We start from the raw sequence: 23,879 nt of genomic DNA on the forward strand, positions 1-23,879 counted from the left end.
CAATTTTAAACAAGCGAAATCTCAAATTTATAAAATATAGGTTATAAAAATGAATACAATATTTAGTAAAAAATTATTAGCCGTAGTAATGAGCAGCCTTTTAGTTGGGCTTACTACGAGTCACATTGCTTTTGGTCAATCGTCAGATGTTTTAGATTCTGCCGCAAAGATTTCACAGCAAGATGTAAAAGAACATAAAGATGATCATGACGATCACGAAAAAGGCCATGAAGAAGATAAAGGTGACCAAGACGAGCACGGACATGAAGTTGAAAGTAAAGAGGAAGAGCATGAAGAAGGTATAACTCTTAGCCCAAAAAAGATGTCACTTGCTAACATAAAAGTGGAAAGCATTGTTCCAGAATATCAATACAGTTCGATATACGCACCCGGTGAAATCAAGGCCAATGGTTACAGAAGTTATGTCGTATCTCCTCGTACTGAGTCGGTCATTATTAGTCGCCATGCAGCTCTCGGAGAACACGTAGAAATAGGCCAAAAGTTAGTCACATTATTTAGTGAAGCGATGGCACAAGCACAAGGGGACTATTTAATTGCTTCAACAGAATGGCAACGCATTAAAAAACTAGGAAATAAAACCGTCAGCGAAAGCCGCTTGTTGCTAGCTGAAACAACTTACAACGCTTCTTACGGAAAACTCATTGCTTTAGGGTTAACTGAAAAAGCAATTCAGAGTATTTCTAACAAAGACATTAAAGCATTTGGGCAATATACATTAACAGCACAGCGTGAAGGCGTAGTGCTTCAAGACGATTTTATCCAAGGGCAACGCGTTAATGCTGGTGATACAGTGATGTTGCTAGCAGACGAAAAGCAACTATGGGTAGAAGCAAAAGTACCGCCTAATAAAAAGCTTGATTTGCCCAAAAACTCTCCGGGGATAGTCAAATTAGAGGGGCAAAGTTACAACGCAAAAGTCATTCAAGAAGCGCACACCATCGATCCATTAACTAGAACGAGGATAGTTCGTCTGTCAGTCGAAAACAAAGACGACAACCTCCATTCAGGTATGTTTGTGAAAGTCTATTTTCAATTTTCAACCCAAGAGAAAGTAATGGCTGTGCCGGAAGAAGCCTTGGTCCGCGGTGCTGATGGTGATTGGACCATATTCGTTGAAGACCACCCCGGAGAATTTAAAGCTGTAGAAATTGAATTAGGACGAGCCTTAGGTGATTTTAGGGAAATAATCGGCGTTGAAAGTGGAACACGAATTGTCACCAAAGGCGCTTTCTTTGTTGCTTCTGAAATTGCTAAAGGCGGATTTGATCCGCACAACCACTAAGGAGAAATACAATGTTTAATAAAATTATTGATTGGTCCGTAAACAACCGACTCCTTATCTTAATCGCTCTTTTTGCCGCTATTGTTAGTGCAGTAATGGTTATTCCAAAGTTAAATTTGGATGCCTTCCCTGATGTCACTAACGTTCAGGTTGCCGTGAATACTGAAGCGCCCGGATTGGCAGCGGAAGAAGTTGAACAACTTATTACTTATCCGATAGAAGCTGTGATGTACGCCTTGCCTGATGTTGAGCAAGTACGTTCGATTTCTAAAACAGGTTTATCTGGTGTCACTGTCGTTTTTAAAGAAGGCACCGATATTTACTTTGCTAGGCAACTTGTCTTTGAACGACTTCAAGCGGCAAAAGAATTGATCCCAGAAGGTGTTGGTACACCGAATATGGGACCGAACACCTCTGGGTTAGGTCAAGTATTTCAATATTTATTGATATCAGATAAAGACGCTGGTTTTGACGCGATGGCACTTAGAAGTCTCAATGATTGGATTGTCAAACTACTTATCATGCCCGTCGATGGTGTTACTGACGTTCTGTCTTTTGGAGGCAACGTTAGGCAATACCAAGTAAACATTGATCCTTCAAAACTTCTTGAATACGACCTAACCCAAGAAGATGTCGTCACTGCCCTAGATAGCAATAATGCCAATGTTGGCGGCTGGTATATGAATCGAGGCCAAGAACAACTGGTCATTCGAGGTACGGGGTGGTTTGAAAGTGGAGATGCTGGCATCGGTAATATCAAGCAAGTACCAGTAAAAACCTTCGATGGAACAGTAATAACCGTTTCTGACATAGCAAAAGTTGGAATGGGCAGCGAAATTCGACAAGGCGCTGTTACCATGACTCGCAAAACAGCAGAGGGCAAAGTCGAGAATCTAGGTGAAGTGGTTTCAGGTATTGTATTGAAGCGGATGGGGTCAAACACTAAGTCCACCATTGATGGAATCAATGCAAGAATACCACTAATTAATCAAGCGCTTCCAAAAAGCGTTCGCTTTGAACCCTTCTATGATCAAGCTGATTTAATTGAGAAAGCAGTTAATACCGTCGTTGAAGCACTAGCATTAGCTTTTGTTTTCATCTGTATTGTACTGGCGCTTTTCTTAATGAACCTACGGGCAACCTTTTTGGTTTTAATTTCAATTCCTATCTCAATTGGCATTGCTTTGATGATCATGGCTTGGTGGGGTATTTCTGCCAACCTTATGTCACTGGGTGGAATTGCTGTGGCTATTGGTATGTTGGTCGATGGTTCGGTGGTGATGGTTGAAAACATGTTTAAACATTTAAATAAGCCAGATTCAACTCACTCAGACAGTGTTCACGCTAGAGTTTCTGCCTCTGACACAGACCCACACGATGTTGAGCATGATGATCACGGTATTGAATTGCGTCTCAAGGAAGCAGGCAAAGAAGTCGCCCGTCCGGTATTTTTTGCAGCGTCTATTATCTTAGTGGTATTTACGCCATTATTTAGCTTCGAAGGGGTAGAAGCAAAACTCTTTCAACCTATGGCAATCAGTATCATCTTAGCGGTAGTATCTGCCATCATGGTGGCCTTGTTTGTTGTGCCTGCTCTGGCTACTTATCTGTTTAAAACTGGTGTAAGAGAAAAAGAAAGTTTCGTACTAAAACCTTTAGACAAACTTTACAGAAAAGGGCTTACTTTCGCATTAAAACGCACGAAGTTAGTCATTTCAGCTTCACTTGTTTTAGTTATCTCTGCATTTGCATTAGTGCCATTTATTGGCACTGAATTTGTTCCTGAGCTAGAGGAAGGGACGATTAATTTAAGAGCAACCCTCGCTCCTTCTTCTAGTTTAGATACAGCACTTACTGTTGCTCCAATTCTAGAAGAAAAATTAATGACCTTTCCTGAAGTAACTTATGCCCTGAGCAGAATTGGACGAGCTGAAATAGGTGGAGATCCAGAGCCTGTGAACAACATAGAAATTTATATAGGATTAAAACCAGTTTCTGAGTGGACAAGCGCTTCTAATCGATATGAACTTCAAGCTAAAATGGAAAGGTCACTGGAAGAGTTTCCGGGGTTGCTACTTAACTTTTCTCAGCCCATTGCCACTCGTGTTGATGAATTATTATCAGGTGTAAAAGCGCAATTAGCAATCAAGCTATTTGGACCAGAGCTTGATGTGTTAGCCAATAAAGGTCAGGAAATTGAAGCAGTTATTAAAGAAGTTGATGGTGCTAGAGATGTCGCTTTAGAACAAATTGCTGGTGAAGCTCAATTAGTGATCAAGCCTAATAGACAAGAATTGTCACGATTTGGCCTGTCCGTTATCGACGTAATGGAGGTTGTGCGAGACGGCATTGGTGGCGTCGAGGCAGGGCAAATTATTGATGGCAATGAACGCTACGACATTTATGTACGTTTGGAAGAAGAATATCGTCGAAACAAAGAAGCTATTTCAGATATTCGACTTCAATCACCAACTGGGGCTTGGGTGCGCTTAGGTGATGTTGCATCCGTTTCATTTGAGTCTGGCCCACCGCAAGTCAGGCGCGATGACGTACAAAGGCGAGTTGTTATTCAAGCAAACGTCCAGAATCGAGATATGGGTAGTGTTGTAGCTGATATTAGAGAGATAATAGCTAAAAAGGTTGATTTGCCTTCCGGTTATTCTATTTCTATTGGTGGACAATTTGAAAGCCAGCAGCGTGCGCAAAAAAGGTTAGCTATAGTGGTTCCTTTATCATTAGGGTTAATAGCACTATTGCTTTACTTTGCCTTTGGCTCCGTTGGTCAGGCTATGTTGATACTAGTCAATGTACCTCTTGCTGTGATTGGTGGTGTGTTTTCTCTGTATTTGTCAAACCAATACTTATCAGTGCCTAGCTCGGTGGGGTTCATTACCTTATTCGGCGTTGCAGTATTAAACGGTGTAGTAATGGTAGAGAGCATCAATCAACGTATTAAAGATGGGTTAGACATCTCCAAAGCCGTTTTTGATGGCGCAACCTCTAGATTAAGACCCGTATTAATGACGGCTATCACTTCAGCATTGGGCTTAATCCCAATGTTAATGTCGAGCGGTGTTGGTGCTGAAATACAACGCCCTTTAGCCAGTGTTATTGTCGGAGGATTAATTACGGCAACCTTATTAACATTATTTGTGCTGCCTGTTTTATACAGTTGGTTTTCTAGGAAGAAAATAAAAGAATTATCTAGATAGAAAAATTTTTATAATGAACGAATATCTCACACTTAAGTGACGTTTTGTGTGGGATTACAATCTTAACTGTAGTGGCCAAAATCACTAAACCACAACATATTAACTTGAAAGACGATAGTAAAGATTTGAGGAAAACTAAGTGCTTGACGTTTTAATTCTTGCTCTAGCCTTAAGTATGGATGCCTTCGCTGTGTCTGTTGGCTTAGGTGCTAAACAACCAACTAATTTAAATAAACTAGCTTTAAAAGCTGCATTTTACTTTGGCTTTTTTCAATGTGTCATGCCATTATTTGGTTATTTTAGTGGCAAAGGCGTATCTTCATGGGTAGACGATTATGCGCCTTGGATAGCATTTATCCTGTTATTCTGCGTCGGTGGTAAAATGATTTATGAATCATTTGCAGAAGGTATTGAAGAAGACATATCTCAAATCACTCACCGCGTTTTACTCACATTGGCTATTGCAACAAGCATTGATGCGATGGCCGCAGGTTACGTAATAACCTTAATGGACGTTAATGTTCTGACCGCTTGTTTGACTATCGGTTTTACCACCTTTGCTTTAAGTTGGCTGGGTATATATATTGGCTCTAAAAGTGGAACCTTACTTGAAAGTAAGGCAGAGCTACTAGGTGGCATTGTACTAATACTTATTGCTTTTAAGGTGTTACTGTAATCCCGGTATTTTTACTTGACACTACACATAAGAATTTAAATCGTTTATTTGCTAAAGCAATAACTTGCCCTTCTCGAATAGGAGGGCATTTACAGCTCCATTCCCCCAAAGGTATTAACCAACATTTCATAGATAGTTTTGACTCATCTAGTGCAATTTTTGAGGACGCAACCTCTAGATTGAGGCCAGTATTAATGACCGTAATAACTTTTACGCTAGGTTTATTTTCAAGGTTTAATATCTAACAATGTTGGCGCTGAAAGTCAGCGACAGCTTGCCAGTGTTATTGTTGGTGATTTGATAACGATAACACTGTAAACGTTATTTATATTACTTGTTTTATATGAGTGGTTCTCTGAGAAGAAAGTAGCAGAATTATACTGTTAATAGCTTAAAAATTTGTGAAGTTTCCAAATTAACGATGGAACCTTTTTTGGAAACTTCCACCTTGCTACAGTAGCAAATTTGATTAGAAATTGTTGTGGTTATTTGCTGCCAATACTTCACCATTCTTGGCTATTTTAAAATAGATTTTCTTATCACTTTTAGGATTATTAGCACTAACCACATAATAGCTATCTTCAACACTCGAAATTGTAAACTGCGATTTTTCTAAGCTCTTCCATGTATCATCAAGCTTACCAATGGAAAAACCAACATCTTTAAAGGTCATTTTGTTTATCGCTGTTGCTGCAATAACTAGCGCTTTTTGGCCACTGATCACTCCATGATCGCTGTGTGCATATACATTTAAGCTTAGTAAAGCCGTACATAGTGCAATAATCGATATTATTTTGTTCATTTCATTCTCCAGAGTTTATATAAATAAGAAATAATTATTATTTCAGACCAATCACTTCGTATTGGCCTTTTACCATAAGCTGTATACCGATAGCGTTATCGGTCTTATTTTTCCAATACCAACCATGTGAGCCAGTGAAAGGCGTTGTATAGCTGCCCTTCATTTCATTACTAGTAGCAATGGTATAGCTTTCAAAGTAGCCAGTTGTGTCTCCTTCAGGCTCACCATGTAGGTCAAAGTACAAAGGCTCACCGTCTGTTAACCACTCATAGGTCATTTTTTCATGTTGCTTCATGAAAAACTTGTATTCAATGCCGCGTCCCGCAGGTACAGTTACTTCAATTGCTTGGAACTCATCACTCCCTTTATTGGCAATTGGATCAGCTACTGATTGTTGTTCATCACCTGCTGTCGCTAAAATAGTTAATCCAAGCTTTTCACCAACACCTGTTGGGTCAATATTATATTCGGCTGGCAATATGAGCGTGACTATAGCGATAGCCGCAACGAAAACTGCTGATACACTCGCTTTAATCAATGTCTTACTACTTACTGTATGTTGCATATATTTCTCTTATCTTTTTAATTTATTAAATGGTGAAATAACCTGTTAATTGCAGTCCCATCAACATAACACCAGCGCTCATTAATGCAGTGTTAGTCAATGTTGAAAAGCGTTGGAATGATGGTAGCTTTCGCCATGCATTTATAACGATCAGGATAATAGCTAGAGCACAAAACTGGCCTAACTCAACCCCCAAATTAAAGGCAATTAAGTTGGTAATAAGACCATCTTCTGGTAATTGGAACTCTTGTAATTTTGTTGCCAAACCAAATCCATGAAACAGTCCAAAAATCAACACAGCCCATTGAGTACTGGGTTGCCAATTAAAACAACGTTTAAAGCCGCCTAAATTATCGAACCCCTTATATATCACCGAGAAACCGATAATTGCGTCAATTAAATAAGCATTAACTTGTATGTCACTCAGCACACCAAATAATAAGGTTGCACTGTGTCCAATAGTAAACATGGTGACGTACAAGAGTACGTCACGGCTGCGATATAAAAAGAAAATCACGCCTACTAGAAATAGCAGGTGATCGTACCCCGTAATCATATGCTTAGCGCCTATGTATAAAAATGGGATAAACTGCACACCTGTATTCTGCTCTAAAAACACTCTAGTTTTATCATCAACACCATGAGCAAAAGCTTCGATGCTAACAAGTGCTAATAGTGTAATAGTCAAATAAGTTAATATTTTAATCATGTTATTTGGCATCTTGTGACTCCAAAACCTCAACGTCAGTCAAAAGTGACTCATTTTCTTTATGTGGCTTATTCTTATGTGCTATGCGATATAAGGCAGGAATAACAAACAAGGTTAATAACGTTGACGAAATTATTCCGCCAATCACCACTGTTGCTAATGGGCGCTGAACTTCTGAGCCAATTCCTGTGTTTAGCGCCATAGGAATGAAACCTAATGACGCAACCAATGCCGTTGTTAATACAGGACGAAGACGAGTCAGCGCACCATCAAATATCGCTTCATCTAGCGATATTCCACCTTTGCGTAACTCTCTGATGAAAGAAACCATAACTAAACCGTTTAAGATCGCGACACCTGATAAGGCTATAAAACCAACCGCAGCCGAGATTGAAAATGGAATATCACGTAATAACAGGGCAGCGATACCCCCTGTAAGTGCTAAAGGGACACCTGTGAATATAATCATTGCATCTTTAAACGAGCTTAAAGCGAGTATCAGTAACCCAATGATCATGATTAATGTGACAGGCACCACGATACTTAGTCGCTTAGATGCAGATTGCAGCTTCTGATAAGTGCCACCGTATTCCACCCAATAACCAGTAGGGATTTCAATGTTTTCGTCAATCACAGATTGAATATCGGAAACAAAACTCCCCAGATCTCTACCTCGAACATTGGCTGTTACTACAATTCTACGTTTTCCGTTTTCACGGTTAATTTGATTAGCACCAGTAACCAATTCAATTTGAACTAACTCTTGTAATGGCACTGAATGTCCGTCAGGCAAAGTAATAGGTAAATAAGCAAGTTCATCAATATTATTACGCTTTGATTCCGCTAGGCGAACTACAATATCGGAACGTATATCTCCTTGATAAAACTTACCAGCAACTGTGCCTCCCATAGCGGTAGCCACTTGAGATTGTACTTGCCCAATGCTAATACCAAGTTGCATCAGTTTTTCACGAATTGGCACGAGGCTAAGCATAGGCAAACCAGTCGTTTGCTCTATTTGTATATCTGCTGCACCATCGACTTGAGTGATAACGGCACCTATTTCATCACCTAGCGTGTTTAACGTCTCGAAATCATCGCCAAATACCTTAATGGCTAGCTCAGCTCGAACTCCTGCCAATAGTTCATTAAAGCGCATTTGTATAGGTTGTAAGAATTCATAGCGGTTGCCCGGAATAACTTCAACAAGAGCAGCTAACTCTTCAACGATTTGTGCTTTGGGTTTATTAGGGTCAGGCCATAACTCACGAGGTTTGAGGATAATAAAATTATCAGCAACACTTGGCGGAACCGCGTCTGTTGCGACATCAGCCGTGCCTATCTTGGTAAAGACACGCTCAACCTCTGGCATTTGCTTAATTTTATCTTCTAAGGATTCTTGAAGCGCGATTGCCTGTGTTAGAGAGGTTCCGGGTATACGCAACGCATGCATGGCAATGTCGCCTTCATCTAAGTTGGGCGCAAATTCACTACCTAACTTAGTAGCTTGATATCCAGATAAACCTACCAATAATGTCGCGACAATGACCACAAACCATCGTGCCTGTAACACCCATTTTAATGCGGGTTTATAAAGTACAACAGCACCACGGATGACAGGACTGTGCTTTTCTTTCACAGGTTTTCTAAATAACAAGGCAATCATTGCTGGTACGAAGGTGACAGACAACACCATTGCACTAAGTAGTGCGATAACTACAGTGATAGCCATCGGGTGGAACATTTTACCTTCAACACCCTCAAGAGCGAAAATTGGCAGATATACTGCGGTGATAATAAACACACCAAATAATGCTGGACGTATTACTTCCTTTGTCGCGTCATAAACTAACTCCATACGCACTTTTAATGGTAATGGAGTGTTACCTGCTTGGCTCAACCTACGAAGACAGTTTTCGACAATAATAATGGCCCCATCAACTAATAAGCCAAAATCCAGCGCACCTAAGCTCATTAGATTCGCACTAACCTTTGTTTGCACCATTCCTGTAACAGTCATTAACATGGCAAAAGGGATCACTAACGCGGTTAAAAATGCAGCTCTGAAATTACCCAATAGTACAAATAGAACGACAATGACTAAAATAGCCCCTTCAGCAAGGTTTAACTGTACAGTTTCTAAGGTTTTATCAACTAATTTGGTGCGATCATAGACAGCCTTTGCAACCATACCTTCTGGAAGCGTGGCATTTATTTCTTTTAGCTTTTCACCAACCGCGAAAGCGACTGTTCGACTGTTCTCACCAATCAGCATGAAGACAGTACTCATGACAACTTCACGACCATTTTGTGTAGCTGCGCCCGTTCTTAACCCTTTACCGTTCTCTATATCAGCCACATCCTTAATATATATAGATGAACCATCAAACGATTTGAGAGGTATATTGCCAATAGCTTCCATATCCGCAACTTGACCGGGTAATCTCAGCAGCCATTGCGCTCCATTTTGTTCTATAAAGCCTGCGCCTTGGTTTTGATTGTTTTGCGCGATAGCATCAACCACATCGGATTGTGAAAGCCCAAAAGCAAGTAGCTTCTCAGGTTTAAAGGCGACCAGTATTTCACGCTCAAAACCACCGATTGGGTTTACTTCTACCACACCGGGAACTCGCATCAATTGCGGTCTAATGGTCCAGTCATGGACGGTTCTCAAATCCATTGGCGTAATGGGCGAACCATCCGAATGAGTAGCTTCAGGTTTAGCATCAACAGTGAACATAAAAATTTCACCGAGACCTGTCGCAATAGGTCCAAGCTGAGGTTCTAAACCCTGCGGTAATTCGGCACGAGCCGCAGACAAACGCTCATTGACAAGCTGACGAGCAAAATAGACATCGGTATCATCACTGAATATTGCCACGACTTGTGAAAGACCATATCGAGAAACTGAACGGGTATAGGTTAACCCCGGTAAACCTGACAATGCCGTTTCTAACGGAAAGGTTACCCTTTGCTCAACTTCTAAAGGCGTAAAACCAGCCGCTTCAGTATTGATCATCACTTGTACATTGGTGATATCAGGTACAGCGTCAATCGGTAACTTCGTAAAATTCCATACACCAAGCCCAGATACTGCCAATACCATTACCATCACAAGGAATTTGCTTTTTATTGAAAAGCGTAAAATTGATTCCAACATTTAAACGCTCCTAGTGGTCATGTGATGCGCCAGACTTTTCAATGTCGGCTTTTAAGATATAGCTATTGTCTGTCACGTATTCCGTTCCCGTTTTCAATCCACCGAGAACTTCAATCCATTCACCTCCAGCTCTGCCTAGCTCCAGCATACGTACTTCGTATTGCTCACCAACTTTTGCGTAGACAACAGTAAAGTCTCTAAAACCTTGTAAGCCAACACGCTTTACAGCCAGTGGCACATCAATGGTTGCAACTTCAATGTCAGCTTTTACGAAGCCGCCTTCGGCAAGGTTACGACCTTCTAATTCGACCCAAACTATTCTTGCCTGATCATCTCTCACGCTAGGTTCAATAAATGACACCTCACCTACAAGGGGGTCCTCATGACCTTCAATGTTTAACGTAACTGGCGTTTCCAGTTTAACCTTGGAATAATCCGAAGGATAAACCGCTAATTTGGCAATATGGCGATTAAAATTGGTAATGGTGAGTAAGGTTTTACCACCCGTTTGCTCACCCGCGTTTGCGAATAACTGGGTAATAACACCGTTAATGGGCGCTTTAATAACGTAGGGCTTAAGACTTTCATTACTTTCTACTGTGAATAGCGTTTGCCCTTTTTTAACAATTTCACCGTAATTGACGTGTAATTTGGTGATTTCACCATCGAAACGGGCAGCAATGTTTCGCTTAGCGTCCACAGGTAAACTTAATTTTCCATAAGCGGGTATGGTTTGATGAATTGTCGCAGGGCCTGCGATTTCAGTGTTGATTTCCATTGCATCGGCAACTGCCTGTTCAATTGTGGTGCGACCCTCGAAGTTGTCATATCGCCAATTGTACTTTTTACCCTGATAAGTTGCTTCAATGGCAACAACAAAAGAGTGAGGCTCATAAATCACCATATCACCGCGAAGAAAGTCACCTTGAGCATTGAAGTTAATATCATCAGTGCCATCGCCTAGGCGAATTAATTTTACGTTTAAATCGACATTCTTTGGGTCGATAGGCTGTCCATCATTTGTCGCCCAAACACGAAACTCTGGTGGCACACCAGTTTCAAAAATAGAGAGTTCAATGGCAAAATCACCATCTCGTAACATGCGCCCACGGTGTGGACCTTTCTCTGGTTCAGCTTGCTCTGCCGCAGGTGTTGATGCTGCAATAGCATTAGGTGCGACGACACCTGCGAATGAGATAATAATCGCCAAGCTTAATGACGACAGAATATTTTTATTTTTCATAAGTTTACTCATGGTTTTACTCGCTATCACTAACGGGCACGCCAGTTAGGCGTTGAATTTCAATATGTTGTAAATGCAAAGATTGATAAGCATCAAGTAACTGATTTTGGGCGCTGAGCAGCTCTCTACGTATATCACTCCACTGGTTGTAGCTCAGCTTACCGATATCAAATGCTTGACCGGCTTCCGTCAACGCGGTTTCTAGTACGGGAATTATTTCTAATTGAATCGTTTCAATGACATGATGGGAATGTGCCATTTCTTGCAATAGCACATAGAGCTGCGCATCGAGTTTCTGCATTAGGGCTTGTTGCTGACTTGCCAGAACATCTTGTTTTGCGCGTAAGGCAGCCATTGTTCCTGCATTTCTATTTTCACTCCCCCAAGGAATAGAGACACCCGCCACTAAACCAAAATCATCGGTCGTTTCATATCGTCTTAATCCCGCAGTGAATTGCCACTGAGGTTTTGCTTCAATACGTGCAAGTTCCATTTGAGACTGGGCGATACGTTGTTCATTAGCGAACTGCTGGATTTGCGGTATTTGCTTAAGCTTGTTTAGCTGGCTTTCTACAGATGGAATTTCCGGCTTAAGCATTAAATTTCCCGTTAACTTAAGCTCTGCCTGAGGCTTACCCCATAAGGATGACAGTTGATAATGGCTGGCTTTTAATTCGTGCTCTAAATCTTCAACAGCTAGATTTCTTCGAACCAACTCAGCTTGAGCCAAGCGCATTTCAACATTAGAACTTTTACCTGCTTTTACTCTTTTGGCAATCGCGTCAACCACTTCCTGTGCCTGAGATACCGCTAATTGATTGAGTTTCAAGCGCTCTTGCTTTATCAAGATTTCAACAAACTGTTTAGCAACAATCGCAGATAAATCGAGGGCTTTTATTTTTTGCTCTACTATTACTGCATTTGCTTGGCTTTTTGCCGCATTAACTCTGCCATCAATTTGATCTTGTTGAAGCAACCAAGAGTATGTGAGCGTTGATTGCATACTTTGTAATGCGCTATGCTCACCTGTCCCTAACGCATCTTCAATCATTAAACCTATTTGAGGACGCTCTCCAATGCCAGCTTGCTCGATATTACCTTGCCACACAGCTTCTTGAGCTATCAAGGCTTTTAGCTCAGGATGACTTTGTAGAGTCATGGTCACAGCCTTGCTTAAATTTATAACCTGATGTGATGACTGTAATTGCTGCTGGATTTGCGCATTAGCCAAAAAGGGAGTTGATGTTACTAAACCAGCCCCCGTTGTTAAAACTAGACCAACAGCCAAAAACCGATTGCCGATCGGTTTTTTCCCGTTGCTTTTATAAAGATTAAATCTCATTCCCTATCCTTAATTAATGGATGAAAAAAGTTTCGATAAAGTGATGAAAACTATCGACAGTGGATGCCGCTAGTAATGGCATGGTTGCCAATAATGCTAGTGCTATGATGATAGTAGAAAGTGACGGTTTAGTTATTGGATTTAATAACCGCTCAACACGAAGACTCGTGTGATCATGTCCGAAGTAGCTAACAGACGCCTGATCGCAATCCGTAGGAAGTGCTTTTTGAAGTCTAGCGACATCAATTAATGTCTGTGCGATATCAAGGTGGTCGTATTCTTTTGTGACCTCATTGTCGGCCATCTTTTCCGTCATTAAGACATATTGCTCGATTAGGGTTTGTTTTATACGTGACGGATAGAAGCTGGCAAGTGCCGCGAAAAGCACTTTAAATAACGGGTCTCTTGCCGTTACATGAGCCAGTTCATGATTAACGATGATATTAAGTTGTTCATCACTAACTTGGGTTTGCAGTCCGGTTGATACATATATCTTGGGAGATATAAAACCTGTAGTAAAGGCAACAGGCACTTTAACAGGCATCAATAAATATTGATTGCCATTAGTCGTCCTAGCATTTTGTGCATCAGTAAAGCTTAGTAAACTCGATAATGCGATGGACTGTTTGGTTCTAGCAAAGGTAGTGTTAGTTACGCGCCAAGCTAAATAGATTAGTGCTAAAAGTAGGGTTAACGCGTGCCAACTTGAAAAGCTAAAAATATCGATATGGTGCCAATGGGCAAAATCTTCGAACCAGCTTATGTTAAAAACTTTATCAAACCCTAACGAGTAAGGCATAAAGTAACTAATACAAGAAAAGGCTATCCACCAAGGTGCACTCACTAGTGACCACAATATAAACTTTTGACTATTAAAACTGACTTGTTTGAGTTTGAACAACACAAAACGAGATACGACAGCAACAGTTGCAATACCGATCACAAATGCAAGCACTGAAACACTGAGCAAATTTAGAACGATTGCCATATCTCCAACTAACATAATTAAGCCAGCTCCTTTCTAAGCTGGCGTTGTTTCTCGATCATTTTTTCTAATGTATCGAGTTGTTCGTCATTAAGCTGTGCCGAAGCAGAACTGAATGCAGCAATTAAGCTATTTTCACCATCATCAACAAAGTCACTGGTTACATTTGAAATAAGTTGAGCAATTAAGCCTTCACGATCTACTCTGGCTGAATAACAATACGCATGGCCTTGTTTAGTGCGTTTAAGTAATTCTTTTTTAAATAACCTATCAAGCGTACTTTGGATAGTATTTAACGAATTACCACGAGCTAACCCCAGTACTTTATGTACTTGCTTTGCATCCGCCTCTTTCACATTCCAGAAATGTTGAAGCACTAACTTTTCTAGTTCACCTAACTGCATAACACTTTACTCTATTTAATTCGTTGGCTATATTGTCACAACAAAAACCGATAGGCAATCGGTTTTTCATTTAAGGACATTATATGGGTTGGCTAATAACTAAGTATTTGATCACCGCTACGGTCATTGTCGCGGCATCGGAGCTAGCAAAACGAAATGATAAACTAGGCGCACTAATAGTGGCCTTACCGACAGTCACAATTTTAGCCATGATTTGGTTATATGTTGAAAAGCAACCGTCAGAGAAAATAGCCAATCATGCTTGGTACACTTTTTGGTATGTACTTCCCACATTGCCCATGTTTTTACTTTTCCCCATGCTGATGCAGCGCTACAGTTTTTGGCTATCGTTACTCATCAGCTCAATAATAACGATAATTTGCTTTTGGCTGTTTTCGTTATTGCTTAAGCAGTTTGGAATAGAATTAATACCCTAAATTAAAAGTAGGGATTTCCCCTAAAACGGTGTAGTAACCAAAACATATACTTTTTTATGACGAATAAATTAAACTCAAAAATTATGTTATAGCTATCGCATACTTATTATTGCCTCTGGAGAATAACTACCATTTCTCATCACTATTAACTCGTCTAGTGTTATCTCAAATAATTTTAAATTACCATCTATCGAATAGCAGTTACCGTTGTGAGTGATAACCTCCATCGTGTTATCAGCAAATCTTTTGCTAACAATTATTGAGGTAACAATTTGCTCATAGGGACGAAATCTAAATGTTTCATCTTCGATTACCTGACCAGCTAACACATCGCCTAAATAAGCCTTATTAGCGCCCATACTGTCAAAAACAGAAACAATACTAACATCGACTAAAAATGTTTTTTCCATCAGCTTATACCGCCTCTTTTACCTTGATCGGTCTAAACCCCACGGAAAAGCGATTACCTTTTAACACAAACCAGTCACTGCTAGCATCAGTGTGTGACATTAAGATTTTCTTTTGCTCAATCTGCATGTCTGTGAGTACTTCGTGATTCGAGAATGACGAACTGATGCGGTGAGTTTCAAAAACCAAAGACTGTTGTTCAATCTTAATAATATATTTCTGAAATTCCTTCGTATTTTTGACCAATAGATTTAACCTTGGTAGTTCTTCATCTACTTTTCTAGCTTTTTCTGAGAGCAACATAAAACCAAATACAAGGTATCGCTTACGTCGTATGTGATAAAACGCTGGGGTCTCACTACCATTTTGTAATACATCACCAAAGGCGCATTTTAAATTGCTCTGAAGCCAATTTTTATGTTTCTCTATTTTGTTTCTTTCAGCTCCTAAAGTAGCCTTATGGAGATTACTATCTTGTTTAAGTCTTCTTGAAAGATATGTATTTAAATTGTCGTAAGATAATTTGCTAAGCGGATATTTTGTCGCTACTAATCTAAATGGTCTTGTATGAACCAACAAATCAGCATAAAGCACTTCTGTAGGATCAGTCAGCGTATTAAAATAAGGTTTCCAGTTTAACTGGAATTCAGCGCCTGTGTTTACAATAAACCGAGATTCATCAAGTAACCCCATTGATTTATAAATCGCTGAGATTATTTGCAATTGTGGCTTTTCTATAAGATTAAGTGACACTATTCTTGCCGACATCACTTCAATTTCTTCATGAAGTTCATCAATCAATTCATCGTCATCAACTTCACCTATGAAAAGATATTTGAGTGAGTCATGTTCAAAAATCCCATGTAGATGATTTTTTGAATACTCTAGTCGCAGGGCTTGTTCAGCAGCCGAGAAATTAGCTAAATTATAAACACATCTCGCGAATAAACCTTCTGCTATTAATTCGGGAATCTCAAGTAACCAAGCAAAAAGCTTAGTCTGATATTGAAGTTTAGTATGCAATTGCTCAAGTGAAATCATTTAGTTCTCCAAACAAAATAACGAACAAACAATGGCCTACCAACACATTGCTTTATTTATTGTTCAAATAACCAAATTTTTACGGATGCTCCGCTTCACTGTTCACGTTTTTCAAGGCGAAAAACATGTGTAGGCGTAGGCTGTCCGTTCAGCCTTCATATTATAATATCGCCAAAAAACAAAATGACAACTTACGTATTTGTACAACTTTAGGTAGATATTTTGAGTTTGAACTCTGAAAAGCTAAGCCCAAACAGGGATACGACCATCTCTTCATTTATATTGGAGCCGGGAAATTTTTTTTCAAAATTTCCAATAATGCTATCTAGGTGGCTAGCTAATATTTTTACTAAAAATATTTCCGAGTTTGGTGAGAGTGCAGACAGTGCTATCAATGGGTTGTCAAAGGATTCAGCTTTTATTTTTACTAGTAAATCGCTGTAACTGTCACAGCCGTAAAGACAAATAGCTAGGGCTTCTTGGGCTTGTCCAAGGGGAATAGTTAATAATTTAGATAATCGTTTTGCCTGCCTTTTTATATTTACTAGCAGGTCTTCTTTATTAAAAGACATCAATACACCAAAAAACGGCAACGCTAGGCCACGCACCTATGTCACTCAGTTTTTGTGAATATTTAATCTTTTAGTTCAGAGTAAATCCATTTCGTCCTGTTTTCGTGGGAACGGGCTTCTCTGAAAAGCCACTGCAAAAAGCAGTGGCTATTGTCGCAATATTATAAGGAAATGTGAATTGTAGTTTGATGCCTACATGTTCTTTTCAGTGAATTCAGCCAAGCTACTACGCTCTACTTCATCAAATATCAATACTGAGCCTTTTTCATAGTTTCTATACACGTTAACAGCCGCGCTAGCACCTGAAGATGCGGGTGTGACAAACTTATCATCAATCTGGGCTAAGTTGCCCAACACGATTGTGCGACAATTTTTGCCACCACGGCTTAACATGCCCTTAATTTGCGCTCTAGTCATGTTTTGAGCTTCATCAATGATTAAAACAGCATCGTCTATTGAACGACCTCGGAAGTAAGCCATACTAGTAAATTCTATATTGGCTTTTTCGATCACATGCTCAACAGTTGCACTAATATTACCTTCATTGTTATCACCTGAATGCATTGATATAAGCGCATCTGTTATACCTGCTAATAACGGCATTGATTTCTCTGTCAGGTCACCGGGTAAAAACCCCGGATCATCGTCCATAAAGTCTCTGGAGCGCACCACAACGATTTTTTTGTACTTTTTTAACTCCAATACTTGATGCAGCGCCGAAGCAACTGCTAAAAAAGTTTTTCCGGAGCCAGCAGGGCCAAGGATGATATTTAAGTCATAATATGGATCTGTTAATTGGCTTAAAGCTACTGCCTGACGCTGATTTTTAGGCAAAATGCCCCATACTTTTTCTTGTTTACGAGGCAATAACTTTGTGAATATCTCAGTATCTGTTACTTCTGAAATTCGCCCAATGTGTCCAGCTTCATCGTACCAATACATGTTTGGCTGAACTTCATCATTAAATAGACTTATTGGGAAAGTATAAACTTCTCCTGAAACCTTGAAGTCTTTGTCTGATTTAATTCGATCAAAAAGATCTCCTTTAAAGGCTTGTACCCCTGTGTATAAAAGATCAATATCTGATATTTGATTATCTACGGCAACGTCTTCTGCCATGACCCCTACGGTTCGAGCTTTCAAGCGCATATTAATGTCACGGCTAACAATTATTACGTCTTTATCTAAGTCCTTCTGAAGATACAGTGCATAGTTAATTATTCTATTGTCAGCGTCACTTCCAATACCGTGCTTTAACTCTTTAGCCATATCGAGCTGGGTATCAATTCCAATAAACAGTCTTCCTCGTTTAGCTGTTTCAGTAGAAGGCAGTGGAATACCAGCTTCCATCTCTTCTGCACTGTGCCCATTTATTATATCTTCAAGCATACGAATACATACACGAGCATCAGCACTAACCGATTTGTTAGTTCTTTCTTTTAAGTTATCTAATTCTTCTAGAACTGTTAGACAGATGTATACGTCTTCACTGTACGCAAGAAGTGACTTTGGATCATGAACTAGTGCCGATGTATCCAATACTCTTGGGTTTTTGTTTTCACTTGGATTATTCATTTTAGTTCTCCTTTGAGAACGATTTTAATTAATTAGCATTTTAGATTTACCTTAGCTTTATTATTTTTGTTTGTGCCTCTTGCAGGTTAAATCCGTTATTTATATTTATTGATGAATGGTTCTATTCTTTAAGTCACACTTAATGACATGTTAGAGAGATTAGATCTTAGCCTGTTATAAATACTCAATTTATTCAGTAAGAATAAGGTCTGTAGATAGGTCTGCACAAATATTGAAAAAAAGCTTGCAGTAATACCTGTTTTACCACACCCTGCTGGTCCTGTTAAAATAACAAGTTCAATACCTGTATCCAGTAATGCATCTAATGCCATCCCTTGATAAATATTTTTGGGCTTAACGCCCCATGCTTGTTGATGCATTAAACGCTCAACACCAATATCTTTGAGCGTTATGTGCTCGTCATCGTACGATTTAACGCGCGCCGCAAAATGCTCCCCTCCATCAAGTAAATATTCATTACAAAATACATCTGGTATTAAGTTTTTAGGCACATGATGAAACGTATCGCGTCCGTGCTGCTGCGTATTACACTCCCCTACATGATCCCAAAAATCCCCTTCAATTTTTTTATAACCACTAGTGAGTAGGCTTATATCGTCAATAAGTTGATCGGTGCGGTAATCCTCAACATATTTAAGCCCGGCGCCTTTGGCTTTTAGGCGCATGTTTATGTCTTTTGTAACCAATATAACCTTTGAATCACTGTGCTGCTTTTGTAAGTACACGGCGCAATTAATAATACGATGGTCGTTTTCGTTACCTGGTAAACCAGAAATGGAGTCGGCAAATAAATGGTCGTTTACAATAATGAGGGTACCGGCAGAGCTCGCTTTTGCCTTTTTGTTACTCGGCAGCGCCACGCCTTGTAGCATTTGTTCAGGCGTTGCATTTTTAAGAACTTCATCTAATCCACGAATAGCGACGCGCGCATCACGGCTTACGTCGTGTTTTCTGTCTTTTATATGGTCAAGTTCTTCAAGCACCGTCATCGGAATTACAACGTCATGCTCTTGAAAAGACAAATAAGCGAGTGGTTCGTGAAGTAGTACGTTGGTATCTAGCACATACATTTTACTTTCAAGGTTCGAAGCTTTTTCCATAGCACTTTCCTTACGTTTTATGATTTTTATGCTATACCAAAATAACTAAGTAAAACGGGCAAAACTTAAACCTGCAATACTTAATTGCTAAGGCATAATGTAAGTTTAGTCTATTTGTCATAAAAGTCCGTTTTATTACAAACTGTAATTAGTTTTGATTTACCTAAAAAAGAGTCATAAACAAGCTGTTTTAATAGTAATAATTAACACTTACAAAATTAATTAAAAGTGAGCCAAATAGCGCCTTGCAGTGGTGTTAGCTTACAGGTAACATAGCCGCCTTTTTCATCATAGACGAGACATACATGAATTTTTCCTTAGGTCAGCGTTGGATCAGTGATACAGAGTCAGATTTAGGATTAGGCACCGTTGTTGCCATTGAAGGCCGTCAGGTCAGCATATTATTTCCTGCCAGTGGTGAAAACCGTGTTTATTCTAGTGCAGAGGCACCTGTTACCCGTGTGGCATTTAATCCTGGCGATGTGATCAAAAGCGTTGAAGAATGGGAATTAGAAGTAGAGTCTATTGAAGTACAAGGCGAGTTACTTTGTTATCACGGCACCCGTGTTGATAATGGCGAAACGGCCAAGTTAAAAGAGACCTTTTTAGATCATTTTATTAAGTTTAATAAACCACAAGATCGTTTATTTGCAGGCCAAGTCGATCGTTTTGATCGCTACACACTTCGCTACCAAACGTGGTTACATAAATTTGAACGTGAGCAATCGCCTATTAAAGGCTTAATTGGTCAACGTGCTAATCTTATTCCGCACCAGCTTTATATTGCCCAAGAAGTGGGTAAACGTTTTGCCCCACGCGTACTTTTATCAGATGAAGTAGGCCTTGGTAAAACAATTGAAGCGGGCATGATACTACATCAACAAATTATTAGTGGCCGTGCGAGTCGCGTACTTATTGTGGTGCCTGAAAACTTACAGCACCAATGGTTAGTAGAAATGCTACGCCGCTTTAACTTACGCTTTTCTATTTTTGATGAAGAGCGCTGCGACGAAGCGTTTGCAGATTCTCCAAACGTATTTGATACAGAGCAACTAGTACTTACCAGCCTTGAGTTTTTAACCAAGAAAAAACGTTGGTTTGAACAAGCAACGCTTGCTGATTGGGATCTTTTAGTAATAGATGAAGCCCATCATCTAAGTATCAATAACGGCAAGCCAAGCTCAGAGTACCAACGTATGGCAGAGCTTAGCCAAGATATTCCGGGCCTTATTTTGCTTACAGCAACGCCTGATCAACTTGGTCACAGCAGTCACTTTGCGCGTTTACAATTACTCGATCCGGATCGTTTTTACGACTACGACGTGTTTAAAGAAGAAGAAGCAAATTATAAAGACGTAGCGCAAGCTGCGAATCAATTACTGCAAGAGCAAGCTCTGGACGACGCAGCCAAAGCCACGCTAATTGAGCTATTAAAAGAAACCGATATTACTGATATTCTTGAAAAAGCACAGCGAGGTGATTTACCAGCACGTAAAGAAATACTTAACATGCTACTCGATCGCCACGGCACAGGTCGTATATTATTCAGAAATAGCCGCAGCGGCATTGATGGTTACCCAAGTCGTAAATTACACGCCTACCCAATGGCATTACCAAAGCAGTATAAAACGGCTATGTCGGTTCTTGGTAACATGGGCGGCATTCAAAACCCTGAACTAAGTGCACACCGTGCTCTGTTTCCTGAAAAAATATTTCAAGAATTTGAAGGCGAAAGCGCAAGCTGGGGTTTATTCGATCCACGTGTAGATTGGTTAATCGACACCCTTAAAACACTTAAGCGCGAAAAAGTACTGCTTATATGTGCTAAAGCTGAAACAGCTATCAGCCTTGAGCAAATACTGCGTGAACGCGAAGCTATTAAAGCGTCGGTATTTCACGAAGGCATGTCGATTATTGAGCGTGACCGCGCTGCTGCATTTTTTGCAGACGAGTACGATAATGCACAAATATTACTGTGTTCAGAAATTGGCTCAGAAGGTCGTAACTTCCAGTTCTCGCATCATTTAGTGTTGTTTGATTTACCACTGAACCCAGATTTACTAGAGCAACGTATTGGTCGACTAGACCGTATAGGTCAAACGCAAGATGTGAACATTCATGTGCCATATTTTGAAAACACCGCTCAAGAAGTATTACTACGCTGGTATAACGAAGGTCTAGATGCATTCGAATCTACATCAACAACGGGGCAAATGCTTTATAAAGAGTTCCGTGATGACCTACTTGAATATATTTCTGCGCATAACTGCGATGAAGACGAACTCGATCCATTACTTGAGCAAGTAGCACAACAAAATGCGGTACTGCGTAAAAAAATGGAAAGCGGACGAGATCGTTTACTAGAACTACATTCATCGGGTCAAGGTGCTGCCGACTCGCTTGTGACTGATATCGAAAAACTCGATAACCAGTTTGAATTGCCAAGCTACATGATCAACGTGTTTGACACATTTGGCGTAAGCCAAGAAGATAAAGGCGAAAACACCATTATCTTAAAGCCAACGGAGCATATGTTAAATGCATCGTTCCCATCGCTTAAAGAAGACGGTATGACGGTTACCTTTGATCGCGACACGGCACTTTCGCAAGAAGATGTACACTTTATCAGCTGGGATCACCCTATGGTGCAAGGCACCATGGATATGATTTGTGACGACGACTTTGGTAGCGCATCGGTGGCTTTACTTAAAAATAAAAAGTTACCGCCTGGTACCTTTTTTGTTGAGCTTATTTTTGTTGCAGAAGCAATGGCACCAAAAGTATTACAAGTTGGTCGCTTTTTACCGCCTACACCAATTCGTATATTGCTCGATAAAGCAGGTAATAACCTAGGTGAAAACGTGGCATTTGAAGGCTTTAATCAACAGTTATCAGCCGTTGGCCGCCAAACAGCAAGTAAGCTTGCCGGTGCATTGCAAAGCGCTGTTCACCCGATGATCACTACCGCTAAAGATATGGCACAAGAAAAACTTGAAGTTATTCGCGCAGCGTCACTTGCTAAAATGCAAACGTCACTCAGTGAAGAGCAAGAGCGACTTGTTGCCCTTAAGCAAATTAATCCGAATATTCGCCAAGAAGAAATTACCTTCTACGATAAGCAACGCAACGACCTAACTACGTATATTGAAAAAACGCAGTTACAACTTGATGCAATTCGCTTAATAGTGGTTTCACACTAAATATTTAGTTTTTGAGCCGACTCCAGAGTAAATTTAGAGTCGGCAATTAAGCTTAATTGATATAAATAGCTATATCTTTTTAAACTTCATTTAAAAACCACGTGCTCTTATTTTACTATGAGCCAATTCTACCCTCTCCAGCTATATATTAAGCCCTTTGTTGGACTGTTGATTTTGCCCAACATAACCGTATCTAAAAACTCAAGCTGCACTCTATACAACTATTCTGTGAGATAGTTGATAGGTTTATTTTCCCTTGCATAAAGTTGTTTTTTTGTTAACCTACTCGCCTTCCATTTTAGTCTTTTTGAGGTGTTTATGGCGTTTCTATCTCGTTCGATATTGGCGTTATCCATGGCGCTCTCAAGCACTAGTGTCTTTGCTCAAGCCCAATGCGATGTTGAATTACGTCATGGTTTAATTATTACTGACGATGCAATTCGCATATTAGATAAAGGCCAAACTCGTGTCCAAATTAATAACAATAACCAACTGTTTATTCGCGGTTATTGGGTTGATTTAAGCGATGACGAAAGCAAAGTACTCGAACAGTTTAGTAATGGTATTCGCCACACAGTCCCCGAATTAGTAAACCTTGCTACCGATGGTGTTAACTTAGGTTTAAGCGCTATTGAACACGTAGTTGAAGGTATGTCAGACAAAGAACCTGAAGTACTTAAAACACAATTGCAGTATGTAGAGCGCGCGCTAATGGATAAGTTTAAGCGCGGAGATGACTTCTTTTTTATAGCCCCTCAATCACTTTCGCAAATAGATGATTTTTTTACTAAAGAGATCAGCCAGCAAATTCACTCTGCTGTGCATGGATCGTTAGGTGCTATTTTGGTATCACTTGGAGATGCGTTTAAATCGCGTGAAGGTAATATAGAAGATCGCATTAACGACATGGGGCAACGCATGGATATTATCTCAAGAGAAATTGATAAATCGCTACAAAAAAAGGCACATCAATTAGAGCTTAAGGCTTCTGAGTATTGCGAATGTTTAAATGCACTCGATGTAACCGAGTCTCGCTTACAGGCAATAGTACCTGGTATGGCCGATTACGATTTAGTGCAAATAAAGTCTTAGAGTACGTATTCGTTTTTAGAATAAAATAACAC

The 23,879-nt window shown here is 39.9% G+C and carries 18 protein-coding genes and 1 pseudogene; 6 read left to right on the forward strand and 13 right to left on the reverse strand.

What is annotated here, in order from left to right:
• Nucleotides 1–49: 49 nt before the first annotated feature.
• The 3 genes from I6E69_RS05280 to I6E69_RS05290 all read left to right on the forward strand — a co-directional run bounded on the left by I6E69_RS05280 (nt 50) and on the right by I6E69_RS05290 (nt 5,191).
• A complete protein-coding gene (locus I6E69_RS05280) occupies nt 50–1,303 on the forward strand; it encodes an efflux RND transporter periplasmic adaptor subunit (RefSeq protein ID WP_149981320.1) in 1,254 nt (417 codons plus the stop codon).
• An 11-nt stretch (nt 1,304–1,314) separates the two neighbouring features.
• Entirely contained in the window at nt 1,315–4,515 is a 3,201-nt protein-coding gene (locus I6E69_RS05285; RefSeq protein WP_149981321.1) for an efflux RND transporter permease subunit, read from the forward strand.
• A 139-nt stretch (nt 4,516–4,654) separates the two neighbouring features.
• Nucleotides 4,655–5,191: a manganese efflux pump MntP family protein gene (locus I6E69_RS05290; RefSeq protein ID WP_149981322.1), complete on the forward strand. Its 537-nt coding sequence runs from the start codon at nt 4,655–4,657 to the stop codon at nt 5,189–5,191.
• A 469-nt stretch (nt 5,192–5,660) separates the two neighbouring features.
• On the opposite strand, the gene I6E69_RS05295 is transcribed toward I6E69_RS05290, so the two are convergent.
• The 8 genes from I6E69_RS05295 to I6E69_RS05330 are packed head-to-tail and all read right to left on the reverse strand — an operon-like array spanning nt 5,661 to nt 14,401.
• The gene (locus tag I6E69_RS05295) at nt 5,661–5,993 is read right to left on the reverse strand and encodes a DUF6488 family protein (RefSeq protein ID WP_149981323.1); all 333 of its coding nucleotides are present in this window, start codon (nt 5,991–5,993) and stop codon (nt 5,661–5,663) included.
• Nucleotides 5,994–6,030: 37 nt separating this feature from the next.
• Nucleotides 6,031–6,558: a hypothetical protein gene (locus I6E69_RS05300; RefSeq protein WP_149981324.1), complete on the reverse strand. Its 528-nt coding sequence runs from the start codon at nt 6,556–6,558 to the stop codon at nt 6,031–6,033.
• Nucleotides 6,559–6,583: 25 nt separating this feature from the next.
• Nucleotides 6,584–7,279: a HupE/UreJ family protein gene (locus I6E69_RS05305; RefSeq protein ID WP_149981325.1), complete on the reverse strand. Its 696-nt coding sequence runs from the start codon at nt 7,277–7,279 to the stop codon at nt 6,584–6,586.
• Nucleotides 7,269–10,427 (reverse strand): efflux RND transporter permease subunit, encoded by a 3,159-nt coding sequence (locus I6E69_RS05310; protein WP_149981326.1) that lies wholly within the window; start codon nt 10,425–10,427, stop codon nt 7,269–7,271. The genes I6E69_RS05305 and I6E69_RS05310 overlap by 11 nt, the downstream gene beginning before the upstream one ends.
• Before the next feature lie 10 nt (nt 10,428–10,437).
• A complete protein-coding gene (locus I6E69_RS05315) occupies nt 10,438–11,670 on the reverse strand; it encodes an efflux RND transporter periplasmic adaptor subunit (protein ID WP_149981327.1) in 1,233 nt (410 codons plus the stop codon).
• A gap of 16 nt (nt 11,671–11,686) precedes the next feature.
• A complete protein-coding gene (locus I6E69_RS05320) occupies nt 11,687–13,012 on the reverse strand; it encodes a TolC family protein (protein ID WP_149981328.1) in 1,326 nt (441 codons plus the stop codon).
• 13 nt (nt 13,013–13,025) lie between these two features.
• A complete protein-coding gene (locus I6E69_RS05325) occupies nt 13,026–14,015 on the reverse strand; it encodes a M56 family metallopeptidase (RefSeq protein ID WP_149981329.1) in 990 nt (329 codons plus the stop codon).
• A gap of 2 nt (nt 14,016–14,017) precedes the next feature.
• Entirely contained in the window at nt 14,018–14,401 is a 384-nt protein-coding gene (locus I6E69_RS05330) for a BlaI/MecI/CopY family transcriptional regulator (RefSeq protein ID WP_149981330.1), read from the reverse strand.
• An 83-nt stretch (nt 14,402–14,484) separates the two neighbouring features.
• On the opposite strand from I6E69_RS05330, the gene I6E69_RS05335 reads away from it, so the two are divergent.
• Nucleotides 14,485–14,838 (forward strand): DUF3147 family protein, encoded by a 354-nt coding sequence (locus tag I6E69_RS05335; RefSeq protein WP_149981331.1) that lies wholly within the window; start codon nt 14,485–14,487, stop codon nt 14,836–14,838.
• Between the two features lie 92 nt (nt 14,839–14,930).
• Here I6E69_RS05335 and I6E69_RS05340 read toward each other — a convergent pair whose 3' ends face one another.
• The 5 genes and pseudogenes from I6E69_RS05340 to I6E69_RS05360 form a co-directional block, all read right to left on the reverse strand.
• Nucleotides 14,931–15,248 (reverse strand): hypothetical protein, encoded by a 318-nt coding sequence (locus I6E69_RS05340; RefSeq protein ID WP_149981332.1) that lies wholly within the window; start codon nt 15,246–15,248, stop codon nt 14,931–14,933.
• Nucleotides 15,249–15,252: 4 nt separating this feature from the next.
• Entirely contained in the window at nt 15,253–16,287 is a 1,035-nt protein-coding gene (locus I6E69_RS05345; protein ID WP_149981333.1) for a hypothetical protein, read from the reverse strand.
• Between the two features lie 209 nt (nt 16,288–16,496).
• Nucleotides 16,497–16,859 carry a hypothetical protein gene (locus I6E69_RS05350; protein WP_008109624.1) on the reverse strand — a complete coding sequence of 121 codons (363 nt, stop codon included), beginning with the start codon at nt 16,857–16,859 and terminating at the stop codon, nt 16,497–16,499.
• 192 nt (nt 16,860–17,051) lie between these two features.
• Nucleotides 17,052–18,434 carry a PhoH family protein gene (locus tag I6E69_RS05355; RefSeq protein ID WP_149981334.1) on the reverse strand — a complete coding sequence of 461 codons (1,383 nt, stop codon included), beginning with the start codon at nt 18,432–18,434 and terminating at the stop codon, nt 17,052–17,054.
• Nucleotides 18,435–18,691: 257 nt separating this feature from the next.
• Nucleotides 18,692–19,555 (reverse strand): annotated as a pseudogene (locus I6E69_RS05360) (PIN domain-containing protein); the annotation flags it as partial.
• Between the two features lie 305 nt (nt 19,556–19,860).
• On the opposite strand from I6E69_RS05360, the gene rapA reads away from it, so the two are divergent.
• Both rapA and I6E69_RS05370 read left to right on the forward strand, forming a co-directional pair.
• Entirely contained in the window at nt 19,861–22,755 is a 2,895-nt protein-coding gene (gene rapA / locus I6E69_RS05365; protein WP_197120776.1) for an RNA polymerase-associated protein RapA, read from the forward strand.
• Nucleotides 22,756–23,073: 318 nt separating this feature from the next.
• Nucleotides 23,074–23,847, forward strand: a complete 774-nt coding sequence (locus I6E69_RS05370; RefSeq protein WP_024595182.1) for a YggN family protein — start codon at nt 23,074–23,076, stop codon at nt 23,845–23,847.
• Nucleotides 23,848–23,879: the final 32 nt, after the last annotated feature.

Source organism: Pseudoalteromonas sp. NZS100, assembly GCF_015864815.1.
Lineage (GTDB): Bacteria > Pseudomonadota > Gammaproteobacteria > Enterobacterales > Alteromonadaceae > Pseudoalteromonas > Pseudoalteromonas distincta.

Coding starts and splice junctions, on each gene's coding strand:
- I6E69_RS05295 (WP_149981323.1), bottom strand. CDS start 5,993: ATGAACAAAATAATATCGATTATTGCACTATGTACGGCTTTACTAAGC.
- I6E69_RS05280 (WP_149981320.1), top strand. CDS start 50: ATGAATACAATATTTAGTAAAAAATTATTAGCCGTAGTAATGAGCAGC.
- I6E69_RS05305 (WP_149981325.1), bottom strand. CDS start 7,279: ATGCCAAATAACATGATTAAAATATTAACTTATTTGACTATTACACTA.
- I6E69_RS05315 (WP_149981327.1), bottom strand. CDS start 11,670: ATGAAAAATAAAAATATTCTGTCGTCATTAAGCTTGGCGATTATTATC.
- rapA (WP_197120776.1), top strand. CDS start 19,861: ATGAATTTTTCCTTAGGTCAGCGTTGGATCAGTGATACAGAGTCAGAT.
- I6E69_RS05300 (WP_149981324.1), bottom strand. CDS start 6,558: ATGCAACATACAGTAAGTAGTAAGACATTGATTAAAGCGAGTGTATCA.
- I6E69_RS05320 (WP_149981328.1), bottom strand. CDS start 13,012: ATGAGATTTAATCTTTATAAAAGCAACGGGAAAAAACCGATCGGCAAT.
- I6E69_RS05370 (WP_024595182.1), top strand. CDS start 23,074: ATGGCGTTTCTATCTCGTTCGATATTGGCGTTATCCATGGCGCTCTCA.
- I6E69_RS05345 (WP_149981333.1), bottom strand. CDS start 16,287: ATGATTTCACTTGAGCAATTGCATACTAAACTTCAATATCAGACTAAG.
- I6E69_RS05340 (WP_149981332.1), bottom strand. CDS start 15,248: ATGGAAAAAACATTTTTAGTCGATGTTAGTATTGTTTCTGTTTTTGAC.
- I6E69_RS05350 (WP_008109624.1), bottom strand. CDS start 16,859: ATGTCTTTTAATAAAGAAGACCTGCTAGTAAATATAAAAAGGCAGGCA.
- I6E69_RS05325 (WP_149981329.1), bottom strand. CDS start 14,015: ATGTTAGTTGGAGATATGGCAATCGTTCTAAATTTGCTCAGTGTTTCA.
- I6E69_RS05330 (WP_149981330.1), bottom strand. CDS start 14,401: ATGCAGTTAGGTGAACTAGAAAAGTTAGTGCTTCAACATTTCTGGAAT.
- I6E69_RS05335 (WP_149981331.1), top strand. CDS start 14,485: ATGGGTTGGCTAATAACTAAGTATTTGATCACCGCTACGGTCATTGTC.
- I6E69_RS05285 (WP_149981321.1), top strand. CDS start 1,315: ATGTTTAATAAAATTATTGATTGGTCCGTAAACAACCGACTCCTTATC.
- I6E69_RS05355 (WP_149981334.1), bottom strand. CDS start 18,434: ATGAATAATCCAAGTGAAAACAAAAACCCAAGAGTATTGGATACATCG.
- I6E69_RS05310 (WP_149981326.1), bottom strand. CDS start 10,427: ATGTTGGAATCAATTTTACGCTTTTCAATAAAAAGCAAATTCCTTGTG.